This window comes from Acidovorax sp. GW821-FHT09A11, assembly GCF_059418365.1.
On record NZ_JBWKPS010000004.1, the window covers coordinates 266,743 to 283,707 of the forward strand.

Sequence of the window (16,965 nt, forward strand, 5' to 3'; positions counted from 1 at the left end):
GTATGTCGTCCATGACCCCCCAGGAAATCGTCTCCGAACTCGACCACCACATCGTGGGCCAGGCCAGCGCCAAGCGCGCGGTCGCCATCGCGCTGCGCAACCGCTGGCGCCGCCAGCAGGTCGAGGGCAGCCTGCGCCAGGAGATCACGCCCAAGAACATCCTCATGATCGGCCCCACCGGCGTGGGCAAGACCGAGATCGCGCGCCGCCTGGCCCGGCTGGCCGACGCGCCCTTCATCAAGGTCGAGGCCACCAAGTTCACCGAGGTGGGCTACGTGGGCAAGGATGTGGATTCCATCATCCGCGATCTCGCCGAAATGGCGGTGAAGCAGACCCGCGAGTCCGAGATGAAGAAGGTGCGCACCCGCGCCGAAGATGCGGCCGAGGAGCGCATCCTCGACGTGCTGATCCCGCCGGCCCGGGCCGCGGCAGGCAGCGAGCCCGCGGCGGACAACACGGCGCGGCAGGTGTTTCGCAAGAAGCTGCGCGAAGGCGCCCTGGACGACAAGGAGATCGAGATCGACGTGGCCGAGGGCCGCCCCCAGCTGGAGATCATGGGGCCCCAGGGCATGGAGGAAATGACCGAGCAGCTGCGCGGCATGTTCAGCCAGATGGGGCAGGACAAGCGCAAGACGCGCAAGCTCAGGATCGCCGAGGCCCTGAAGCTGCTCAACGACGAAGAGGCTGGCAAACTCGTCAACGAGGACGAGATCAAGGCCCGGGCCGTCGCCAATGCCGAGCAGAACGGCATCGTCTTCATCGACGAGATCGACAAGGTGGCCGCCCGCCAGGAGACCAGCGGCGCCGACGTGTCGCGCCAGGGCGTGCAGCGCGACCTGCTGCCGCTGGTGGAGGGCACGACCGTGTCCACCAAGTACGGGATGATCAAGACGGACCACATCCTGTTCATCGCCTCCGGTGCCTTTCACCTGTCCAGGCCCAGCGACCTCATTCCCGAGCTGCAGGGGCGTTTCCCGATCCGGGTCGAGCTGGAATCCCTGTCGGTGAAGGACTTCGAGGCCATCCTCACGCAGACCCATGCCTCCCTGGTCAAGCAGTACCAGGCCCTGCTGGCGACCGAGGGCGTCACGCTCGAGTTCGCGCCCGAGGGGATCACGCGCCTGGCGCACATCGCGTTCGAGGTGAACGAACGCACCGAAAACATCGGCGCGCGCCGCCTGTCCACCGTCATGGAGCGCCTGCTGGACGAGGTGAGTTTTGATGCCACGCGCCTGTCGGGCCAGACGGTCACCGTGGACGCCGCCTACGTGGACGCCCGCCTGCAGACGCTGAGCCAGGACGAGGACCTGTCGCGCTACATCCTGTGACCACTCGGTCAAGCCTTGAGAGGTCACTTTCATAGGCCTCTCTAAGTGCTTCTTTTTCAACGACTTTTGGCTTTCCTGTGCCTACAAAGTCGCGCCTAAGTCGTTGATTTCATTGCAAAAGTTTGTTGGACACCCCCTTGTTCGGTGTGCTTTTCCTGCTACAGTGCAAAAAAGTGCAATTAAGTGGTGAAAAGTGCCCTCCAGGTCCATTGCACGGACCGGCGAGGCGCAAAAACCGAGTTGGGAAATCCGTCCGTGTTTCAAGGTGCTTCGTCGCTGAGTCTCGATGCGAAGGGTCGGCTGTCCGTGCCGACCCGGCATCGTGACGTCCTCGCGGCCACGGCATCTGGCCAGCTCACCATCACCAAGCACCCGCACGGCTGCCTCATGGTCTTCCCCCGCCCGGAGTGGGAGAAGTTCCGCGAGCGCATCGCCCAGCTGCCCATGTCCGCCCAGTGGTGGAAACGCATCTTCCTGGGCAATGCCATGGATGTGGAGATGGACGCCACGGGCCGCGTGCTGGTTTCGCCCGAGCTGCGCGAGGCGGCCGGTATCTCCAAGGACACCATGCTGCTGGGCATGGGCAACCATTTCGAACTCTGGGACAAGGCCACCTACGACGAGCAGGAGGCCAAGGCCATGCAGGGCGAGATGCCGGATGTCTTCAAGGACTTCTCCTTCTAAGGCGCGCGGTGACATCCTCCTTGCAACACACCACCGTCCTGCTCGAAGAAGCCGTGGATGCCCTGCTGGGCGGCGCCGGCGCCACGCCCGCGGGCACCTGGGTGGACGCGACCTTCGGGCGCGGGGGGCATTCGCGCCTCATCCTGCTTCGCCTGGGGCCGCAGGGGCGCCTTGTCGCCTTTGACAAGGACCCCGAAGCCATTGCCGAAGCAACGCGCATCACCGATGCGCGTTTTTCCATTCGGCACGAGGGTTTTCGCCATCTGGCCGACCTTCCGCCCGCCAGTGCGGCGGGCGTGCTGATGGACCTGGGCGTGAGCTCGCCCCAGATCGACAGCCCCGAGCGGGGCTTCAGTTTCCGTTTTGACGGCCCGCTGGACATGCGCATGGACACCACGCGCGGCGAAAGCGTGGCCGATTGGTTGGCCACGGCCGAAGTCGGTCAGATTGCGGAGGTGATACGTGACTACGGTGAAGAACGGTTTGCTGGCCCCATTGCAAAGGCGATTGTTGCTCGGCGCGAAGAACGGGGTCCTCTTGCAACCACCGCCGAACTGGCCGACCTCGTGGCTGGCGCGGTCAAAACCCGCGAAGCGGGCCAGAACCCTGCAACGCGCACATTTCAAGCTCTTCGGATTTTCATCAACGCCGAGCTTGAAGAGCTGCAACAGGCGCTAGAGGCCAGCCTCTCGGTGCTGCAGCCGGGCGGGCGGCTGGTGGTGATCAGCTTCCATTCGCTCGAAGACCGCATCGTCAAGCAGTTCATCGCCAAACACTCCAAGGAGGTCTACGACCGCCGTGCGCCCTTTGCCGCGCCCCAGGCCATGAAGCTCGTGGCCCTGGACCGCATCAAGCCCGGTGCCGCCGAAGTGGCGGCCAACCCCCGTTCGCGCAGCGCCATCATGCGCGTGGCCGAGCGCACCGAGGTGCAGTGATGAAGCGCCGCCCGAGTCGCTTCGCGCCTTCCCCCTCCAGGGGGACAACGCCCTCGCTGCGCAACGGCCCTGGCCCGGTGTCCCTGGGTGGGGCCGTGGCGGTTTCATGCTGCGGCATGGCAGGCAACTGACATGACAAGGCTCAACGTCGTCTTGCTGGTGGCCGTGCTGGCCAGCGCGATCTATCTCGTGCACACCCAGTACGAGTCGCGCCGCCTGTTCACCGAACTCGACCGCGCCACCGCCGAGGCGCGCCGCCTGGAAACCGAACACCAGCGCCTGCAGGTGGAAAAGCGTGCGCAGGCCACGCCGCTGCGCGTGGAGAAGATCGCGCGCGCGCAGCTCAACATGCGCACGGCCACGCCGGCCATCACGCAGTATGTGTCCGACCCCCAAGGAGTGGCCGCCGCCACGGCCTCCGCGGCCGCCAGTGCGGCGCCGTCCCGGACCGAAGGAGCGCAGCCATGAGCCGCAGCGTGCTCTACACCTCCAGCCCGCTGCTGGCGAGCAAGACGCCCGTCTGGCGCAGCAAGTTCATCGTGGCGGCGATCGCGCTGGGTTTCATGGGGCTGGCGGGGCGCGCTGCCTACGTGCAGGTGTTTGGCAACGCCTTCTTCCAGCGCCAGGGCGAAGTGCGCTTCGCGCGCACGCTGGAGCTGCCGGCCAACCGCGGCAAGATCGTGGACCGCAATGGGCTGATCCTGGCGTCCAGCGTGCCGGCGGCCAGCATCTGGGCCATTCCGGAAGACGTGGAGCAGGACAGGCCCGAGGTCCGCGCCAAGCTCAAGCAACTGGCCAAGCTGCTCGACATGCCATTGGCCGAGCTGCAGCGCAAGCTGGCCGATGAAGACAAGACCTTCGTCTGGATCAAGCGCCAGCTCGACTGGGATGTGGGCCGGGAGATCGCGGCACTGGACATCAAGGGCATCTACCAGCGCAAGGAGTACAAGCGCCAGTACCCCGAAGGGGAAGCCGCGGCCCACGTGGTGGGTTTCACCAACGTGGAAGACCACGGGCAGGAAGGCATGGAGCTGGCCTTCGACAAGGAGCTGGCGGGCAAGGCGGGCTCGCGCCGCGTGATCAAGGACCGCCTGGGCCGGGTGGTCGAGGGCGTGGGCGAGACCGTGCCTCCGGTCGATGGCAAGGACATGCAGTTGTCCATCGACAGCAAGGTGCAGTTCTTTGCCTACCAGAAGCTGCGGGACCAGGTCGCGTTGCACAAGGCCAAGGCGGGCAGCGTGGTGGTGCTCGATGCCCACACGGGCGAGCTGCTGGCGCTGGCCAACTACCCGAGCTACGTTCCCGACAAGCGCCAGAACCTCACGGGCGAGCAGCTGCGCAACCGCGCGCTCACCGACGTTTTCGAGCCCGGCTCGACCATGAAGCCGTTCACCATCGGCCTGGCGCTGGAATCGGGGCGTGTGCGGCCCGACACCATCGTGGACACCAATCCGGGCCGGATCAACATCACGGGCTCCACCATCTCCGACACCAGCAACCACGGCGTGCTCACGGTGGAAGGGGTGATCCAGAAGTCGAGCAACGTGGGCACCACCAAGATCGCCATGCAGATGCCCGCGCGCGAGATGTGGGAGACCTTCTCGGCCGCGGGCTTCGGCCAGAAGCCGCAGCTGCATTTTCCTGGCGTGGTGACGGGGCGCCTGCGCCCCTACAAGACCTGGCGCCCGGTGGAGCAGGCCACCATGTCCTACGGCTACGGCCTGTCGGCCAGCCTGTTCCAGATGGCGCGCTCGTACACGGTGTTCGCCAATGGCGGCCGCGTGATTCCGGCCACCATGTTCAAGACCTCCGAGCCCGCCCTGGGCGTGCCCGTGTTCTCCGAACGCACCGCCGACCAGGTGCGCAAGATGCTGCAGATGGCAGCGGGCCCCGGCGGCACCGGCCAGAAGGCGCAGACCCTGGGCTATTCGGTGGGCGGCAAGTCCGGCACCGCGCGCAAGCAGGTGGGCAAGAACTACGCCTCGGGCAAGTACAGGGCATGGTTCACCGGCATGGCGCCCATCGACAAGCCGCGCATCATCGTGGCCGTGATGATCGACGAGCCCAGCAACGGCGTGTTCTACGGCGGTGCCGTGGCCGCGCCCGTGTTCAGCGAAGTGGTGCAGCAGACGCTGCGCATGATGGGCGTGCAGCCGGACATGGCGGTCAAGCCGCAGATCGTGGCCAAAGAGGTGGAGGAATCGCTATGACAACGGCCTTGCCTTTGCTCGCCTCGGTGCACGACGCCGTCGCCTGGCTGCGCGAGCGGGTCACCGGCACGCTGCAGACCGACAGCCGGCAGGTGCGCCCCGGCGACGGTTTCATCGCCTGGCCCGGCGCCGCCACCGACGGCCGCGCCCACATCGCGGACGCGCTGTCGCGCGGCGCCGTGGCCTGCCTGGTGGAGCATGAGGGCGTGGAGGCATTTGCGCTCGAAGGCTTGCCGGTGGCGGCGCTCCATGGCCTGAAGGCGGCCACCGGCCTCATCGCGGCCGACTGGTTCGGGCAGCCCACGCAGCGCCTGGATGTGCTGGCCGTGACGGGCACCAACGGCAAGACCAGCACCAGCTGGTGGCTGGCCGAGGCACTTAATGTGCTATCAAAAAATGAGCTTATTCCGCAAGGTGGATGTGCGCTGGTAGGCACTTTGGGTATGGGCACACCGCCCGCACTCACCAGCACGGGCATGACCACGCCCGACCCGGTGCGGCTGCAGCGCGCGTTCCAGCAGTTCACCGATGCCGGCCGCACGGCCTGCGCCATCGAGGCCTCGTCCATCGGGCTGGCCGAGCACCGCATGGCGGGCACGCGCATCCGCGTCGCGCTGTTCACCAACTTCACGCAGGACCACCTGGACTACCACCCCGGCATGGCCGCCTACTGGCAGGCCAAGAGCATGCTGTTCGACTGGCCCGGCCTGCAGGCCGCGGTGGTCAACATCGACGACCCGCGCGGTGCCGAGCTGCATGCCTCGCTGGCGGACCGGCTGCTGGACCTGTGGAGTGTTTCCATCACCGGCCCCGCGCGGCTCGCGGCGCGCGACATCGCGATGGGCGAGGGTGGCCTCTCCTTCACGGTGGCCGAGGGCGTGCACACGCATGTGCTGCAGACGCGCGTGATCGGGCAGTACAACGTCTCCAACCTGCTGGGTGTGCTGGCCGGGCTGCGCGCCTTGGGCGTGCCGCTGGAGCACGCGCTCTACGCCTGCGCCCAGCTCTCGCCCGTGCCCGGCCGCATGGAGCGGATCCACCACCCCGGGCAACCCCTGGTGGCCGTGGACTACGCCCACACGCCCGACGCGCTGGACAAGGCCCTGCAGGCGCTGCGCCCGGTGGCCCGGGAGCGCGGCGGCAGGCTCTGGTGCGTGTTCGGCTGCGGCGGCGACCGCGATGCGGGCAAGCGCCCCCTGATGGGCGCCGTGGCGCAGCAGCAGGCCGACCTCGTGGTCGTGACCAGCGACAACCCGCGCAGCGAAGACCCCGCGGCCATCCTGCACCAGATCCTGCAAGGCACCATCGCCAGCAACGTGGTGCGTGCCGAGCCCGACCGTGCCGCCGCCATCGCCCTGGCCGTGGCCGAGGCCGCGCCCGCCGATGTGGTGCTGATCGCCGGCAAGGGCCATGAAGACACCCAGGAGACGGCGGGCGTGCGCGTGCCGTTCTCTGACATGGCCCATGCGCAGAGCGCGCTGCAGGCCCGCGGAGCACGCCCATGAGCGCCACCCCGGCCGTGATGATGACCCTGCAGCAGGCGCTGGCCCTGGTGCAGCCGCGCATTCCCGCCGCGCGCCTGGTGGGCGATGGGGCCACGCCGCTCGCCCGCGTGCACACCGATACGCGCAGCTTGCAGGCGGGCGATCTTTTCGTGGCGCTCAAGGGCGAACGCTTTGACGCCAACGCCTTCCTGGCCGATGCCCGCGCCGGTGGCGCCGCCGCCGCCATCGCCCATGGCGGCCTGCAAGCCGCCGGCCTGCCCGGCATCGAGGTGCCGGACAGCCTGGCCGCGCTGGGCGCGCTGGCCGCGGGCTGGCGCGCGCAGTTTGGCCTTCCGTTGATCGGCGTGACGGGCAGCAACGGCAAGACCACGGTGACGCAGATGATCGCGTCCATCCTGCGCGCCTGGAAAGGCGAGGCCGCGTTTGCCACGCAGGGCAATTTCAACAACGACATCGGCGTGCCTTTGACACTGCTGCGCCTGCGTGCCGGCCATGCGGCGGCCGTGATCGAGATGGGCATGAACCACCCGGGTGAGATCGCCACGCTGGCCGCCATGGCGCGGCCCACGGTGGCACTGGTCAACAACGCGCAACGCGAGCACCTGGAGTTCATGCACACGGTGGAGGCGGTGGCGCGCGAGAACGGCTCCGTGTTGGCCAGCCTGCCCGCCGACGGCGTGGCGGTGTTTCCTTCGGGGGATGCCTACACCGCCCTCTGGCGCTCGATGGCGCCGGGGCGCCGCACCGTCACCTTTGGCGAAGGCGGCGATGTGGCCTGCGCACAGGCTGCGTGGGGCCAGGGTGCCTGGGCCGTCACGCTGGCCACGCCGCGGGGTGAGGTGGCCACCCAGCTGCACATTGCCGGGCGCCACAACGTGGCCAACGCGCTGGCGGCCGCGGCCTGCACGCTGGCGGCGGGCGCACCGCTGGCCGCCATTGCGCAGGGGCTGAACGATTTCGTGCCGGTCAAGGGCCGCTCGCGCGCCTTCAGCGTGCGCATCGCGGGCCGCGAGGTCACCGTGGTGGACGACACCTACAACGCCAACCCCGACTCCATGCGCGCCGCCATCGACGTGCTGGCCGAACTGCCCGGCCCGCAGCTGCTGGTGCTGGGCGATATGGGCGAGGTGGGCGACCAGGGGCCGCAGTTCCATGCGGAGGCCGGTGCGCATGCGCGCGCGGCCCGCATCCCCTGCCTCTTTGCGCTGGGAGACCAATCGGTGCACGCCACCACGTCCTTTGGCGAGGGCAATGGCGGTGTGGCCCGGCATTTCAACGATAGGGGCGCGCTGCTGGATGCGGTGCGCCAGGCCCTGCCCACGGTGGGCAGCGTGCTGGTCAAGGGATCTCGATTCATGAAGATGGAACAGGTGGTGGAGGCGATCGCCTCTGCCGCGCAAGCGCAGGACAACCAGGAACAACAAGAGCGACAACCGCCGACGCAGGCACGGGAGGGACACCATGGCGCAACGCATTGAGAGCGTGCTGGAAGCAGCAGTCGGAGCCTGCGTCCGTGGGGCGCGGCCGCCCGTGGGAGGTGCCGCATGCTGCTGATGCTGTCGCAATGGCTGCAGGGCCTGTCGCCCGAGTTCGGCTTTTTCCGCGTGTTCCAGTACCTCACGTTCCGGGCGGTGATGGCGGCCATGACGGCGCTGCTCATCGGCCTCATCGCGGGGCCCAAGGTGATCCGCGTGCTCACCTCGCTCAAGATCGGCCAGCCCATCCGGGGCTATGCCATGCAGACGCACCTGTCCAAGAGCGGCACGCCCACCATGGGCGGCGTGCTCATCCTGCTGTCGATCGCGATCTCGACCCTGTTGTGGTTCGACCTGTCCAACCGCTTCGTGTGGATCGTGCTCATCGTCACGCTGGGCTTTGGTGCGATCGGCTGGGTGGACGACTGGCGCAAGGTGGTCAACAAGGACCCCGAGGGCATGCGCTCGCGCGAGAAGTATTTCTGGCAGTCGGTCATCGGCCTGATCGCCGCGCTGTACCTCGTGTTCAGCATCTCGGAAAGCTCCAACGCCAAGGTGTGGGAGCTGTTCGTGGGCTGGGTGCAATCGGGCTTCTCGCTCGATTTGCCGCCCAAGGCGGGGCTGCAGCTGCCGTTCTTCAAGGAAATCAGCTACCCGCTCGGAGTGCTGGGCTTCGTGATCCTGACCTATCTCGTGATCGTGGGCTCCAGCAATGCCGTGAACCTGACCGACGGGCTGGACGGCCTGGCCATCATGCCCGTGGTGATGGTGGGCTCGGCGCTGGGCGTGTTCGCCTACGTCACCGGCAGCTCGGTGTATTCCAAGTACCTGTTCTTCCCGCACATCCCGGGCTCGGGGGAGCTGCTGATCTTCTGCGCGGCCATGGCGGGCGCGGGCCTGGCCTTCCTGTGGTTCAACGCGCACCCCGCGCAGGTGTTCATGGGCGACGTGGGCGCGCTGGCGCTGGGCGCGGCGCTGGGCACCATCGCCATCATCGTGCGCCAGGAGATCGTGCTGGCCATCATGGGGGGCATCTTCGTGGTCGAGGCGCTGTCCGTGATGCTGCAGGTGACCTGGTTCAAGTTCACCAAGAAACGCTACGGCGAAGGCCGGCGCCTGCTCAAGATGGCGCCGCTGCACCACCATTTTGAAAAGAGCGGCTGGAAGGAGACCCAGGTGGTCGTGCGCTTCTGGATCATCACCATGCTGCTGTGCCTCATCGGCCTGTCCACATTGAAACTGCGATGAACCCGGACGATCCCCTCATCCCGGCGGCACCAGCCGATCCTCCCGTGGCGGCCACGGGCATGGATGCGCCTGCCGGAACGCCGGAGGTGGAGCTGCCACCAGAGCGGTCCACGGCGGATGTGGTGCCGGGCGATCCAGGCGTGACCGACGTGGCTGGGCCCGGCGCGCTGTCCGCCGCCGAACCCATGGACGCCACGGCCGGCGCGACGGAACCTGCGGCAAGCGCCGATGGCACGGCCGGGGCTCCCGGGCCCGCCACAGGCGCACGCGCAGCCAACGCGGCGGCCAATGCCTGGGACCCTGAAAAGCCGCCCGCGGTCTCCGCCGCCAAGGCCGCCGCCGATTTCGTGGCGCAGATTTTTGCCGAGGTGGCGGCCCCCGAGGCCGCGTCTGCGCTGCCGCAGGTGGCTGATGAAGAAGAAGCCACGCAGGACGCTCCAGCCGATGGGCCCGCCGAGCCCCTGGGCCGGCCCGGCGAAGGCCTGCGTCCGCTGCTGGGCCAGAAGATCCTCATCCTGGGCCTGGGCGCCTCGGGCCTGGCCATGGCGCGCTGGTGCGTGCGCTGTGGCGCCGAGGTCACCGTGGCCGACACGCGCGCCGCGCCGCCGCAGCTCGCGGTGCTGCAGCAGGAGCTGCCCAAGGTGCGTTTTGTGGCCGGTGGCTTCGACGCCAGCCTGGTCGAAGGCCAGGACCTGCATGCGGTCTACCGCTCACCGGGTTTGAGTCCCCAGACAATTGCTCCTGTTTTAGTAGCTGCCAGCGCTTGTGGAATAAGCGCTGGTGGTGAATTGAGCTTGTATTCCATGGCGCTGGGCGCGCTCAAGGCCTCGCACGGCTACGCCCCGGCGGTGCTGGCGATCACGGGCACCAACGGCAAGACCACGGTGACCTCGCTCACGGGGCAGCTCGTGGAGCGCTCGGGCCAGAGCGTCGCCGTGGCCGGCAACATCGGCCCCACGCTGCTCGACACGCTCGCCAGCCACATCGACGCGGGCACGCTGCCCGAGGTGTGGGTGCTGGAACTCTCAAGCTTCCAGCTCGACGGCGTGACCGGATTCGAGCCCACGGCGGCCACCGTGCTCAACATCACGCAGGACCACCTGGACTGGCACGGCGACATGGTGGCCTATGCGGCGGCCAAGGCGCGCATCTTCGGCCAGACCGGGCTCATGATCCTGAACCGCGAGGACGCGGCCGTGATGCAGATGTTGCCGCCGCCGGTCAAGGTCAAGCTGCAAAAGCCCCAGGTGCGCGAGCACCTGACGTTTGGCGCAGACATGCCCCAGCGCCCCGGCGACTTCGGCATCGAGGTGGTGAGCGGCATGCCCTGGCTGGTGCGCGCCATGGATGCGGACGAAACCCGCAAGCGCGGCCGCAACGAGGCCGCAGAGGACCTGCACATCCAGCGCCTGATGCCCGCTGACGCGCTGCGCATCCGGGGCCGCCACAACGCCGTGAACGCGCTGGCCGCACTGGCGCTGGCATCGGCGGCAGGCTGCACGCTGGCGCCCCTGCTGTACGGGCTGCGCGAGTACCGGGGCGAGCCGCACCGCGTGGAGCCCGTGGCCGTCATCCACGGCGTCGAGTACTTCGACGACAGCAAGGGCACGAACGTGGGCGCCACGGTGGCGGCCCTCACCGGCCTGGGCGCGGAGCGCCGCATCGTGGTCATCCTGGGCGGCGATGGCAAGGGCCAGGATTTTTCTCCGCTGGCCGCGCCCGTGGCGCGCCATGCGCGCGCGGTGGTGCTGATCGGGCGCGATGCGCCGCAGATCCGCGCCGCGCTGCAGGACAGCGGCGTGGCACTGGTCGATGCCGAGACCTTGCCGCAGGCCGTGGAACTGGCCTCGCAGCGCGCCCATGCGGGCGATGCGGTGCTGATGTCGCCCGCCTGCGCGAGCTTTGACATGTTCAGGGGCTACGAGCACCGCGCCCAGGTCTTCTGCGACACGGTGCATGCCCTGGCGGACGATGCGACAGGAGGCGCGGCATGAGTGCACCGGCCAGCAGCTTCCTGCAGCGCGTGGCGGGCTGGTTCGGCGGCCTGCCCGGCAAGGCCGTGGACGTGCTGCCGGTGCGCGTGGGCGGCACCGACTACCGGCCCCGCACCACCAGCACGCCGGCGAGCGTGCTCGGGTTCGACCAGGCGCTGCTGTGGGTGGTGGTGGCGCTGCTCGCCTGGGGGCTGGTGATGGTGTATTCGGCCTCCATCGCGATGCCGGACAACCCGCGTTTTGCCAACTACGCCTCCACCCATTTCCTCACCCGCCACGTGATGTACCTCGTGGTCGGGTTCGTCGCGGCGCTGCTGGCCTTCCAGGTGCCCATGGCGCTGTGGGAGCGCATGGCGCCCTGGCTCTTCGTGGTGGCGCTGCTGCTGCTGGTGGCCGTGCTGATTCCCGGCGTGGGCAAGGTGGTCAATGGCGCGCGGCGCTGGCTGTCGCTCGGGCCCATCGGCTTTCAGCCCTCCGAGGTGGCCAAGTTCGCCGTGCTCATCTACGCGGCGGACTACATGGTGCGCAAGATGGACGTGAAGGAGCGGTTCTTCCGCGCCGTGCTGCCCATGGGGGCGGCCGTGGCCATCGTGGGCGTGCTGCTGCTGGCCGAACCGGACATGGGGGCCTTCATGGTGGTGGCGGTGATCGCCATGGGCATCCTGTTCCTGGGCGGCGTGAACGCCCGCATGTTCTTCCTGATCGCGGGCGTGCTGGTGGCGGCCTTCGGCATCATGATCGCCAGCTCCCCCTGGCGGCGCGAGCGCGTGTTCGCCTACCTGGATCCGTTCAGCGAGGAGCACGCCCTGGGCAAGGGCTACCAGCTCTCGCACTCGCTGATCGCCATCGGGCGCGGCGAGATCTTTGGCGTGGGCCTGGGCGGCAGCGTGGAAAAGCTGCACTGGCTGCCCGAGGCACACACCGACTTCCTGTTGGCCGTGATCGGCGAGGAGTTCGGCCTGGTGGGCGTGGTCACGCTCATCGTGCTGTTCCTGTGGATGACGCGCCGCATCATGCACATCGGCCGCCAGGCCATCGCCCTCGACCGCGTGTTCGCGGGCCTCGTGGCGCAGGGCGTGGCGATCTGGATCGGCTTCCAGGCCTTCATCAACATGGGCGTGAACCTGGGCGCGCTGCCCACCAAGGGGCTCACGCTGCCGCTGATGAGCTTCGGCGGGTCGGCCATCTTGATGAATCTGGTGGCATTGGCCGTGGTCTTGCGTGTGGACTATGAAAACAAATTGTTGATGAGGGGAGGGCGCGTATGACGCAAAAAACCGCCCTCATCATGGCCGGCGGCACCGGCGGCCACATCTTCCCCGGACTGGCCGTCGCCGAGGAGCTGCGTGCACGCGGCTGGCGCGTGCACTGGCTGGGCGCGCCGGGCAGCATGGAGTCGCGCATCGTGCCGCAGCACGGCTTCGCGCTGGAGCTCATCGACTTCTCGGGCGTGCGCGGCAAGGGACTCGTCACGCTGGCTTTGCTGCCGCTGCGCCTGCTGCGCGCGTTCTGGCAGGCGCTGGCCGTGGTGCGGCGCGTGAAGCCGGATGTGGTGGTGGGCCTGGGCGGCTACATCACCTTTCCGGGCGGCATGATGGGCGTGCTGGCCGGCAAGCCCCTGGTGCTGCACGAACAGAACTCCGTGGCCGGCATGGCCAACAAGGTGCTGGCAGGTGTCGCGGACCGCGTGTTCACGGCCTTCCCCGATGTGTTCAAGAAGGGCCAGTGGGTGGGCAACCCGCTGCGCACCGCCTTCACCCGGCAACCCGGCCCGGCCGAACGTTTTGCGGGCCGCTCCGGCCCGCTGCGCCTGCTGGTGGTGGGGGGCAGCCTGGGCGCACGGGCCCTCAACGAGATCGTGCCGCAGGCCGTCGCGCTGATGCCCGCCGAACAACGCCCCACCGTGGTCCACCAAAGCGGCGCGACGCAGATCGACGCGCTGCGCGCCCACTATGCGGCCGCCGGGGTCGATGCGGAGCTGACGCCATTCATCGACGACACCGCCAGCGCGTTTGCGGCGGCCGACATCATCGTCTGCCGGGCGGGGGCGAGCACCGTGACCGAAATCGCGGCCGTGGGCGCGGCGGCCGTGTTCGTGCCGTTCCCTTCCGCCGTGGACGACCACCAGACCACCAACGCCCAGTTCCTGGTGAACGCCGGCGGCGGCTGGCTGGTGCAGCAACGCGACCTGACGCCCGAGGGGCTGTCCGGGATGCTATTGAATATGCAGCGTTCCACCCTGGTGGGTGTGGCGCTTAAAGCTAAAGACATGCAAAAAACCAACGCCACCCGCGAGGTGGTGACTGCCTGCGAGGAGCTTGCAACACCATGAAGCACGCCATTCGCCATATCCATTTCGTCGGCCTGGGCGGCGCCGGCATGAGCGGCATCGCCGAGGTGCTGTTCAACCTGGGCTACCGCATCTCCGGCTCCGACCTGGCCGACAGCGCCACACTGCGCCGCCTGGAGGGCCTGGGCATCAAGACCTGCCTGGGCCACGCGGCGGCGCACATCGAAGGCGCCGATGCCGTGGTCACGTCCACGGCCGTCACGCCCGACAACCCCGAGGTGCTCGCAGCCCGGGAAAAGAAGATCCCGGTCGTACCCCGCGCGCTCATGCTGGCCGAGCTGATGCGCCTGAAGCAGGGCATCGCCATCGCGGGCACGCACGGCAAGACCACCACCACCAGCCTCGTGACCAGCGTGCTGGCCGAGGCGGGCCTGGACCCCACCTTCGTGATCGGCGGGCGGCTGAACAGCGCGGGGGCCAACGCCAAGCTGGGCAGCGGCGACTACATCGTGGTCGAGGCCGACGAGTCGGATGCCTCGTTCCTGAACCTGCTGCCCGTGATGGCCGTGGTGACCAACATCGACGCCGACCACATGGACACCTACGGGCACGACTTCGGCCGGCTCAAGGGCGCGTTCGTCGACTTCCTGCACCGCATGCCGTTCTACGGCACGGCCGTGCTGTGCGTGGACAGCCCGGCCGTGCGCGACATCCTGCAAAGCGTGACCTGCCCGATCACGAGCTACGGCTTTTCCGAAGATGCCCAGGTGCGTGCCATCAATGTGCGCGCCGAGGCGGGGCAGATGCGCTTCACCGTGCAGCGGCGCAACGGCGTCACCTTGCCCGACCTGGACATCGTGCTCAACCTCGCGGGCGAGCACAACGTGCTCAACGCGCTGTCGGCCATCGCCATCGCCGTGGAGCTGAACATCCCCGACGAGGCCGTGCAGCGCGCGCTCGCCGGCTTCAAGGGCGTGGGGCGGCGCTTCCAGAGCTACGGCAACCTTCCCGCCCGGGATGGCGGCCAGTTCACCGTGATCGACGACTACGGCCACCACCCGGTGGAGATGGCCGCCACGTTGGCAGCGGCGCGCGGCGCCTTCCCGGGCCGCCGCCTGGTGCTGGCCTTCCAGCCCCACCGCTACAGCCGCACGCGCGACTGTTTCGAGGATTTCGTGAAGGTCATCGGCCATGCCGACACCGTGCTGCTGACCGAGGTGTACGCCGCCGGCGAGGCGCCCGTGGTGGCGGCCGACGGCCGTTCACTGGCGCGCGCGCTGCGCGTGGCCGGCCGCGTGGAGCCGGTGTTCATCGACAACGTGGCCGACCTGCCGCAGGCCATCGCCGACAACGCGAAGGACGGCGACGTGGTGATGTGCATGGGCGCGGGCTCCATCGGCGCCGTGCCCGGCAAGGTGGTTGATTTGCTACAAAATAATGAGCTTAAGGCGCTGGAGGGGAGCGCGCTATGACCCTTTTTGATTCGAATTTTGATGTGAAGTCCCTGGGCAAGGTGGCCGTGCTGATGGGCGGCGACTCGGCCGAGCGCGAGGTGTCGCTGATGTCCGGCAGCGGCGTGCTGCAGGCCCTGCGCTCGCGCGGCGTGGACGCGCATGCGTTCGACCCCGCGCAGAACCCGCTGGGCGATCTCAAGCGCGACGGCTATGCCCGCTGCTTCATCGCGCTGCACGGCCGCCATGGCGAAGACGGCACGGTGCAGGGCGCGCTCGAACTGCTGGGCATCCCCTACACGGGCCCGGGCGTGATGGCCTCGGCCATCGCGATGGACAAGGTCATGACCAAGCGGGTGTGGCTGGCCGAGGGCCTGCCCACGCCGCGCTACGTGTGGCTGGCGCCCGACCGCCAGCAGCGCGAGGTGGTGCGCACCGTGCCCGACGAGCTGGGCCTGCCGCTCATCGTCAAGCCGCCGCGCGAAGGCTCGTCCATCGGCGTGACCAAGGTGCGCGGCTATTCGGACATGCAGGAGGCCGTGCAGCTCTCCGCGAAATACGACCCCGATGTGCTCTGCGAGGAATTCATCGACGGCGAGGAAGTCACCTGCGCCGTGCTGGGCCAGGGCGCCGGCGCGCGCGCGCTGCCCGTGATCCGCATCGTGGCGCCCGACGGTGCCTACGACTACCAGAACAAGTATTTCACCGACGACGTGAAATACCAATGCCCGAGCGGCCTGCCCGAAGCGGAAGAGCGTGAGATCCAGCGCATCGTGCTGGACGCCTACCGCAGCCTGGGCTGCCGGGGCTGGAGCCGCGCCGACCTGATGCTGCGCGCCAGCGACCGCAAGCCCTTTCTGCTGGAGATGAACACCTCGCCGGGCATGACGGGCCATTCCCTCGTGCCCATGGCCGCGCGCGCTGCGGGCATCAGCTACGAGGAGCTGTGCCTGCGCATCCTGGCCGATGCCGTGCTCGACACGCAAGGAGCCGCCGCCAAATGAACTCCGCGCTGCCCGCACCGCTGGACGTCAAGCTCATGAACCTGACCGCGTCGGTCCTGTTCGTGGGCTGCGCCCTGCTCGTGCTGGCGGCGGGTGCCTGGTGGATGCTGCGCTATCCGGGCTTCGCGATCGCGCGCATCGTGGTGCAGGGGGAGCTGGTGCACAACAACGCCGTCACCCTGCGGGCCAATGTGGCGCCGCACCTCGCGGGCAACTTCTTCACGGTGGACCTGCGCGCCGCGCGCGCGGCGTTCGAGCAAGTGCCCTGGGTGCGCCGCGCCGAGGTGCGGCGGGTCTACCCCGGCAGCCTGCAGGTGGAGCTGCAGGAACACGAGGCCGTCGCGTACTGGGGACCGGAGAGCGGCTCGGCCATGGTCAACCGGCAGGGCGAGGTGTTCGAGGCCAACGTGGGCGATGTGGAGCAGGACGGCCTGCCCCGCCTGCTGGGCCCGGCGGGCAGCTCCCCCGAGGTGCTGCAGATGTTTGGTCTGCTGCAGCCGGTGTTCAAGCCCCTGGGGCTGGAGGTCGAGTCCCTGGAACTGACCGGCCGGGGCGGCTGGCGCGCCAGGCTCGACAGCGACGCGGTGGTGGAGCTGGGGGGCGGGGCACCGCAGGAGGTGGTGCAGCGCACGCAGCGCTTCACGCGCACCTTGACCCAGGTGGCGGCGCAGTACGGCCGGCGCGTGGAGTCCCTGGAATCCGCGGACCTGCGGCACGCCGGGGGGTATGCGCTGCGCATGCGCGGCGTGAGCACCGTGATCCCCGATGCCATGGGCGCCGCGGGTGGCGTGCGCAGGAGGTGACGGCATGCAACAGCAGCAACAACAGCGGTGCGTGGCGT

General features: G+C 68.6%; 14 protein-coding genes. All 14 read left to right on the plus strand.

Going from position 1 to position 16,965, the window contains the following annotated elements:
- Positions 1-2: 2 nt before the first annotated feature.
- Positions 3-1,328, plus strand: coding sequence for an ATP-dependent protease ATPase subunit HslU (gene hslU / locus AC07PV_RS12345; protein WP_494630386.1), 1,326 nt, complete (start codon positions 3-5; stop codon positions 1,326-1,328).
- Between the two features lie 255 nt (positions 1,329-1,583).
- A complete protein-coding gene (mraZ, locus tag AC07PV_RS12350) occupies positions 1,584-2,012 on the plus strand; it encodes a division/cell wall cluster transcriptional repressor MraZ (protein ID WP_218293289.1) in 429 nt (142 codons plus the stop codon).
- An 8-nt stretch (positions 2,013-2,020) separates the two neighbouring features.
- Positions 2,021-2,947 carry a 16S rRNA (cytosine(1402)-N(4))-methyltransferase RsmH gene (gene rsmH / locus AC07PV_RS12355; RefSeq protein WP_218293290.1) on the plus strand — a complete coding sequence of 309 codons (927 nt, stop codon included), beginning with the start codon at positions 2,021-2,023 and terminating at the stop codon, positions 2,945-2,947.
- Between the two features lie 132 nt (positions 2,948-3,079).
- Complete coding sequence (gene ftsL, locus AC07PV_RS12360; RefSeq protein ID WP_492244354.1) at positions 3,080-3,415, plus strand: cell division protein FtsL; 336 nt, start codon at positions 3,080-3,082, stop codon at positions 3,413-3,415.
- Positions 3,412-5,157: a peptidoglycan D,D-transpeptidase FtsI family protein gene (locus AC07PV_RS12365; RefSeq protein ID WP_218293292.1), complete on the plus strand. Its 1,746-nt coding sequence runs from the start codon at positions 3,412-3,414 to the stop codon at positions 5,155-5,157. Before ftsL ends, AC07PV_RS12365 begins: the two co-directional genes overlap by 4 nt.
- Entirely contained in the window at positions 5,154-6,662 is a 1,509-nt protein-coding gene (locus AC07PV_RS12370; protein ID WP_492805550.1) for a UDP-N-acetylmuramoyl-L-alanyl-D-glutamate--2,6-diaminopimelate ligase, read from the plus strand. The genes AC07PV_RS12365 and AC07PV_RS12370 overlap by 4 nt, the downstream gene beginning before the upstream one ends.
- Positions 6,659-8,140, plus strand: a complete 1,482-nt coding sequence (locus tag AC07PV_RS12375; RefSeq protein WP_218340439.1) for a UDP-N-acetylmuramoyl-tripeptide--D-alanyl-D-alanine ligase — start codon at positions 6,659-6,661, stop codon at positions 8,138-8,140. Before AC07PV_RS12370 ends, AC07PV_RS12375 begins: the two co-directional genes overlap by 4 nt.
- Before the next feature lie 66 nt (positions 8,141-8,206).
- Positions 8,207-9,385, plus strand: coding sequence for a phospho-N-acetylmuramoyl-pentapeptide-transferase (mraY, locus tag AC07PV_RS12380; protein ID WP_218293295.1), 1,179 nt, complete (start codon positions 8,207-8,209; stop codon positions 9,383-9,385).
- Positions 9,382-11,379: a UDP-N-acetylmuramoyl-L-alanine--D-glutamate ligase gene (murD, locus tag AC07PV_RS12385; RefSeq protein WP_369641429.1), complete on the plus strand. Its 1,998-nt coding sequence runs from the start codon at positions 9,382-9,384 to the stop codon at positions 11,377-11,379. Before mraY ends, murD begins: the two co-directional genes overlap by 4 nt.
- On the plus strand, positions 11,376-12,647 hold the full coding sequence (gene ftsW, locus AC07PV_RS12390) for a putative lipid II flippase FtsW (protein ID WP_218340437.1): 1,272 nt from the start codon (positions 11,376-11,378) through the stop codon (positions 12,645-12,647). Before murD ends, ftsW begins: the two co-directional genes overlap by 4 nt.
- Positions 12,644-13,711, plus strand: a complete 1,068-nt coding sequence (gene murG, locus AC07PV_RS12395; RefSeq protein ID WP_369641430.1) for an undecaprenyldiphospho-muramoylpentapeptide beta-N-acetylglucosaminyltransferase — start codon at positions 12,644-12,646, stop codon at positions 13,709-13,711. Before ftsW ends, murG begins: the two co-directional genes overlap by 4 nt.
- Positions 13,708-15,141: a UDP-N-acetylmuramate--L-alanine ligase gene (gene murC / locus AC07PV_RS12400; RefSeq protein ID WP_218340435.1), complete on the plus strand. Its 1,434-nt coding sequence runs from the start codon at positions 13,708-13,710 to the stop codon at positions 15,139-15,141. The genes murG and murC overlap by 4 nt, the downstream gene beginning before the upstream one ends.
- Positions 15,138-16,124, plus strand: a complete 987-nt coding sequence (locus AC07PV_RS12405; RefSeq protein WP_218293300.1) for a D-alanine--D-alanine ligase — start codon at positions 15,138-15,140, stop codon at positions 16,122-16,124. The genes murC and AC07PV_RS12405 overlap by 4 nt, the downstream gene beginning before the upstream one ends.
- Positions 16,121-16,927 (plus strand): cell division protein FtsQ/DivIB, encoded by an 807-nt coding sequence (locus AC07PV_RS12410; protein WP_218293301.1) that lies wholly within the window; start codon positions 16,121-16,123, stop codon positions 16,925-16,927. Before AC07PV_RS12405 ends, AC07PV_RS12410 begins: the two co-directional genes overlap by 4 nt.
- Positions 16,928-16,965: the final 38 nt, after the last annotated feature.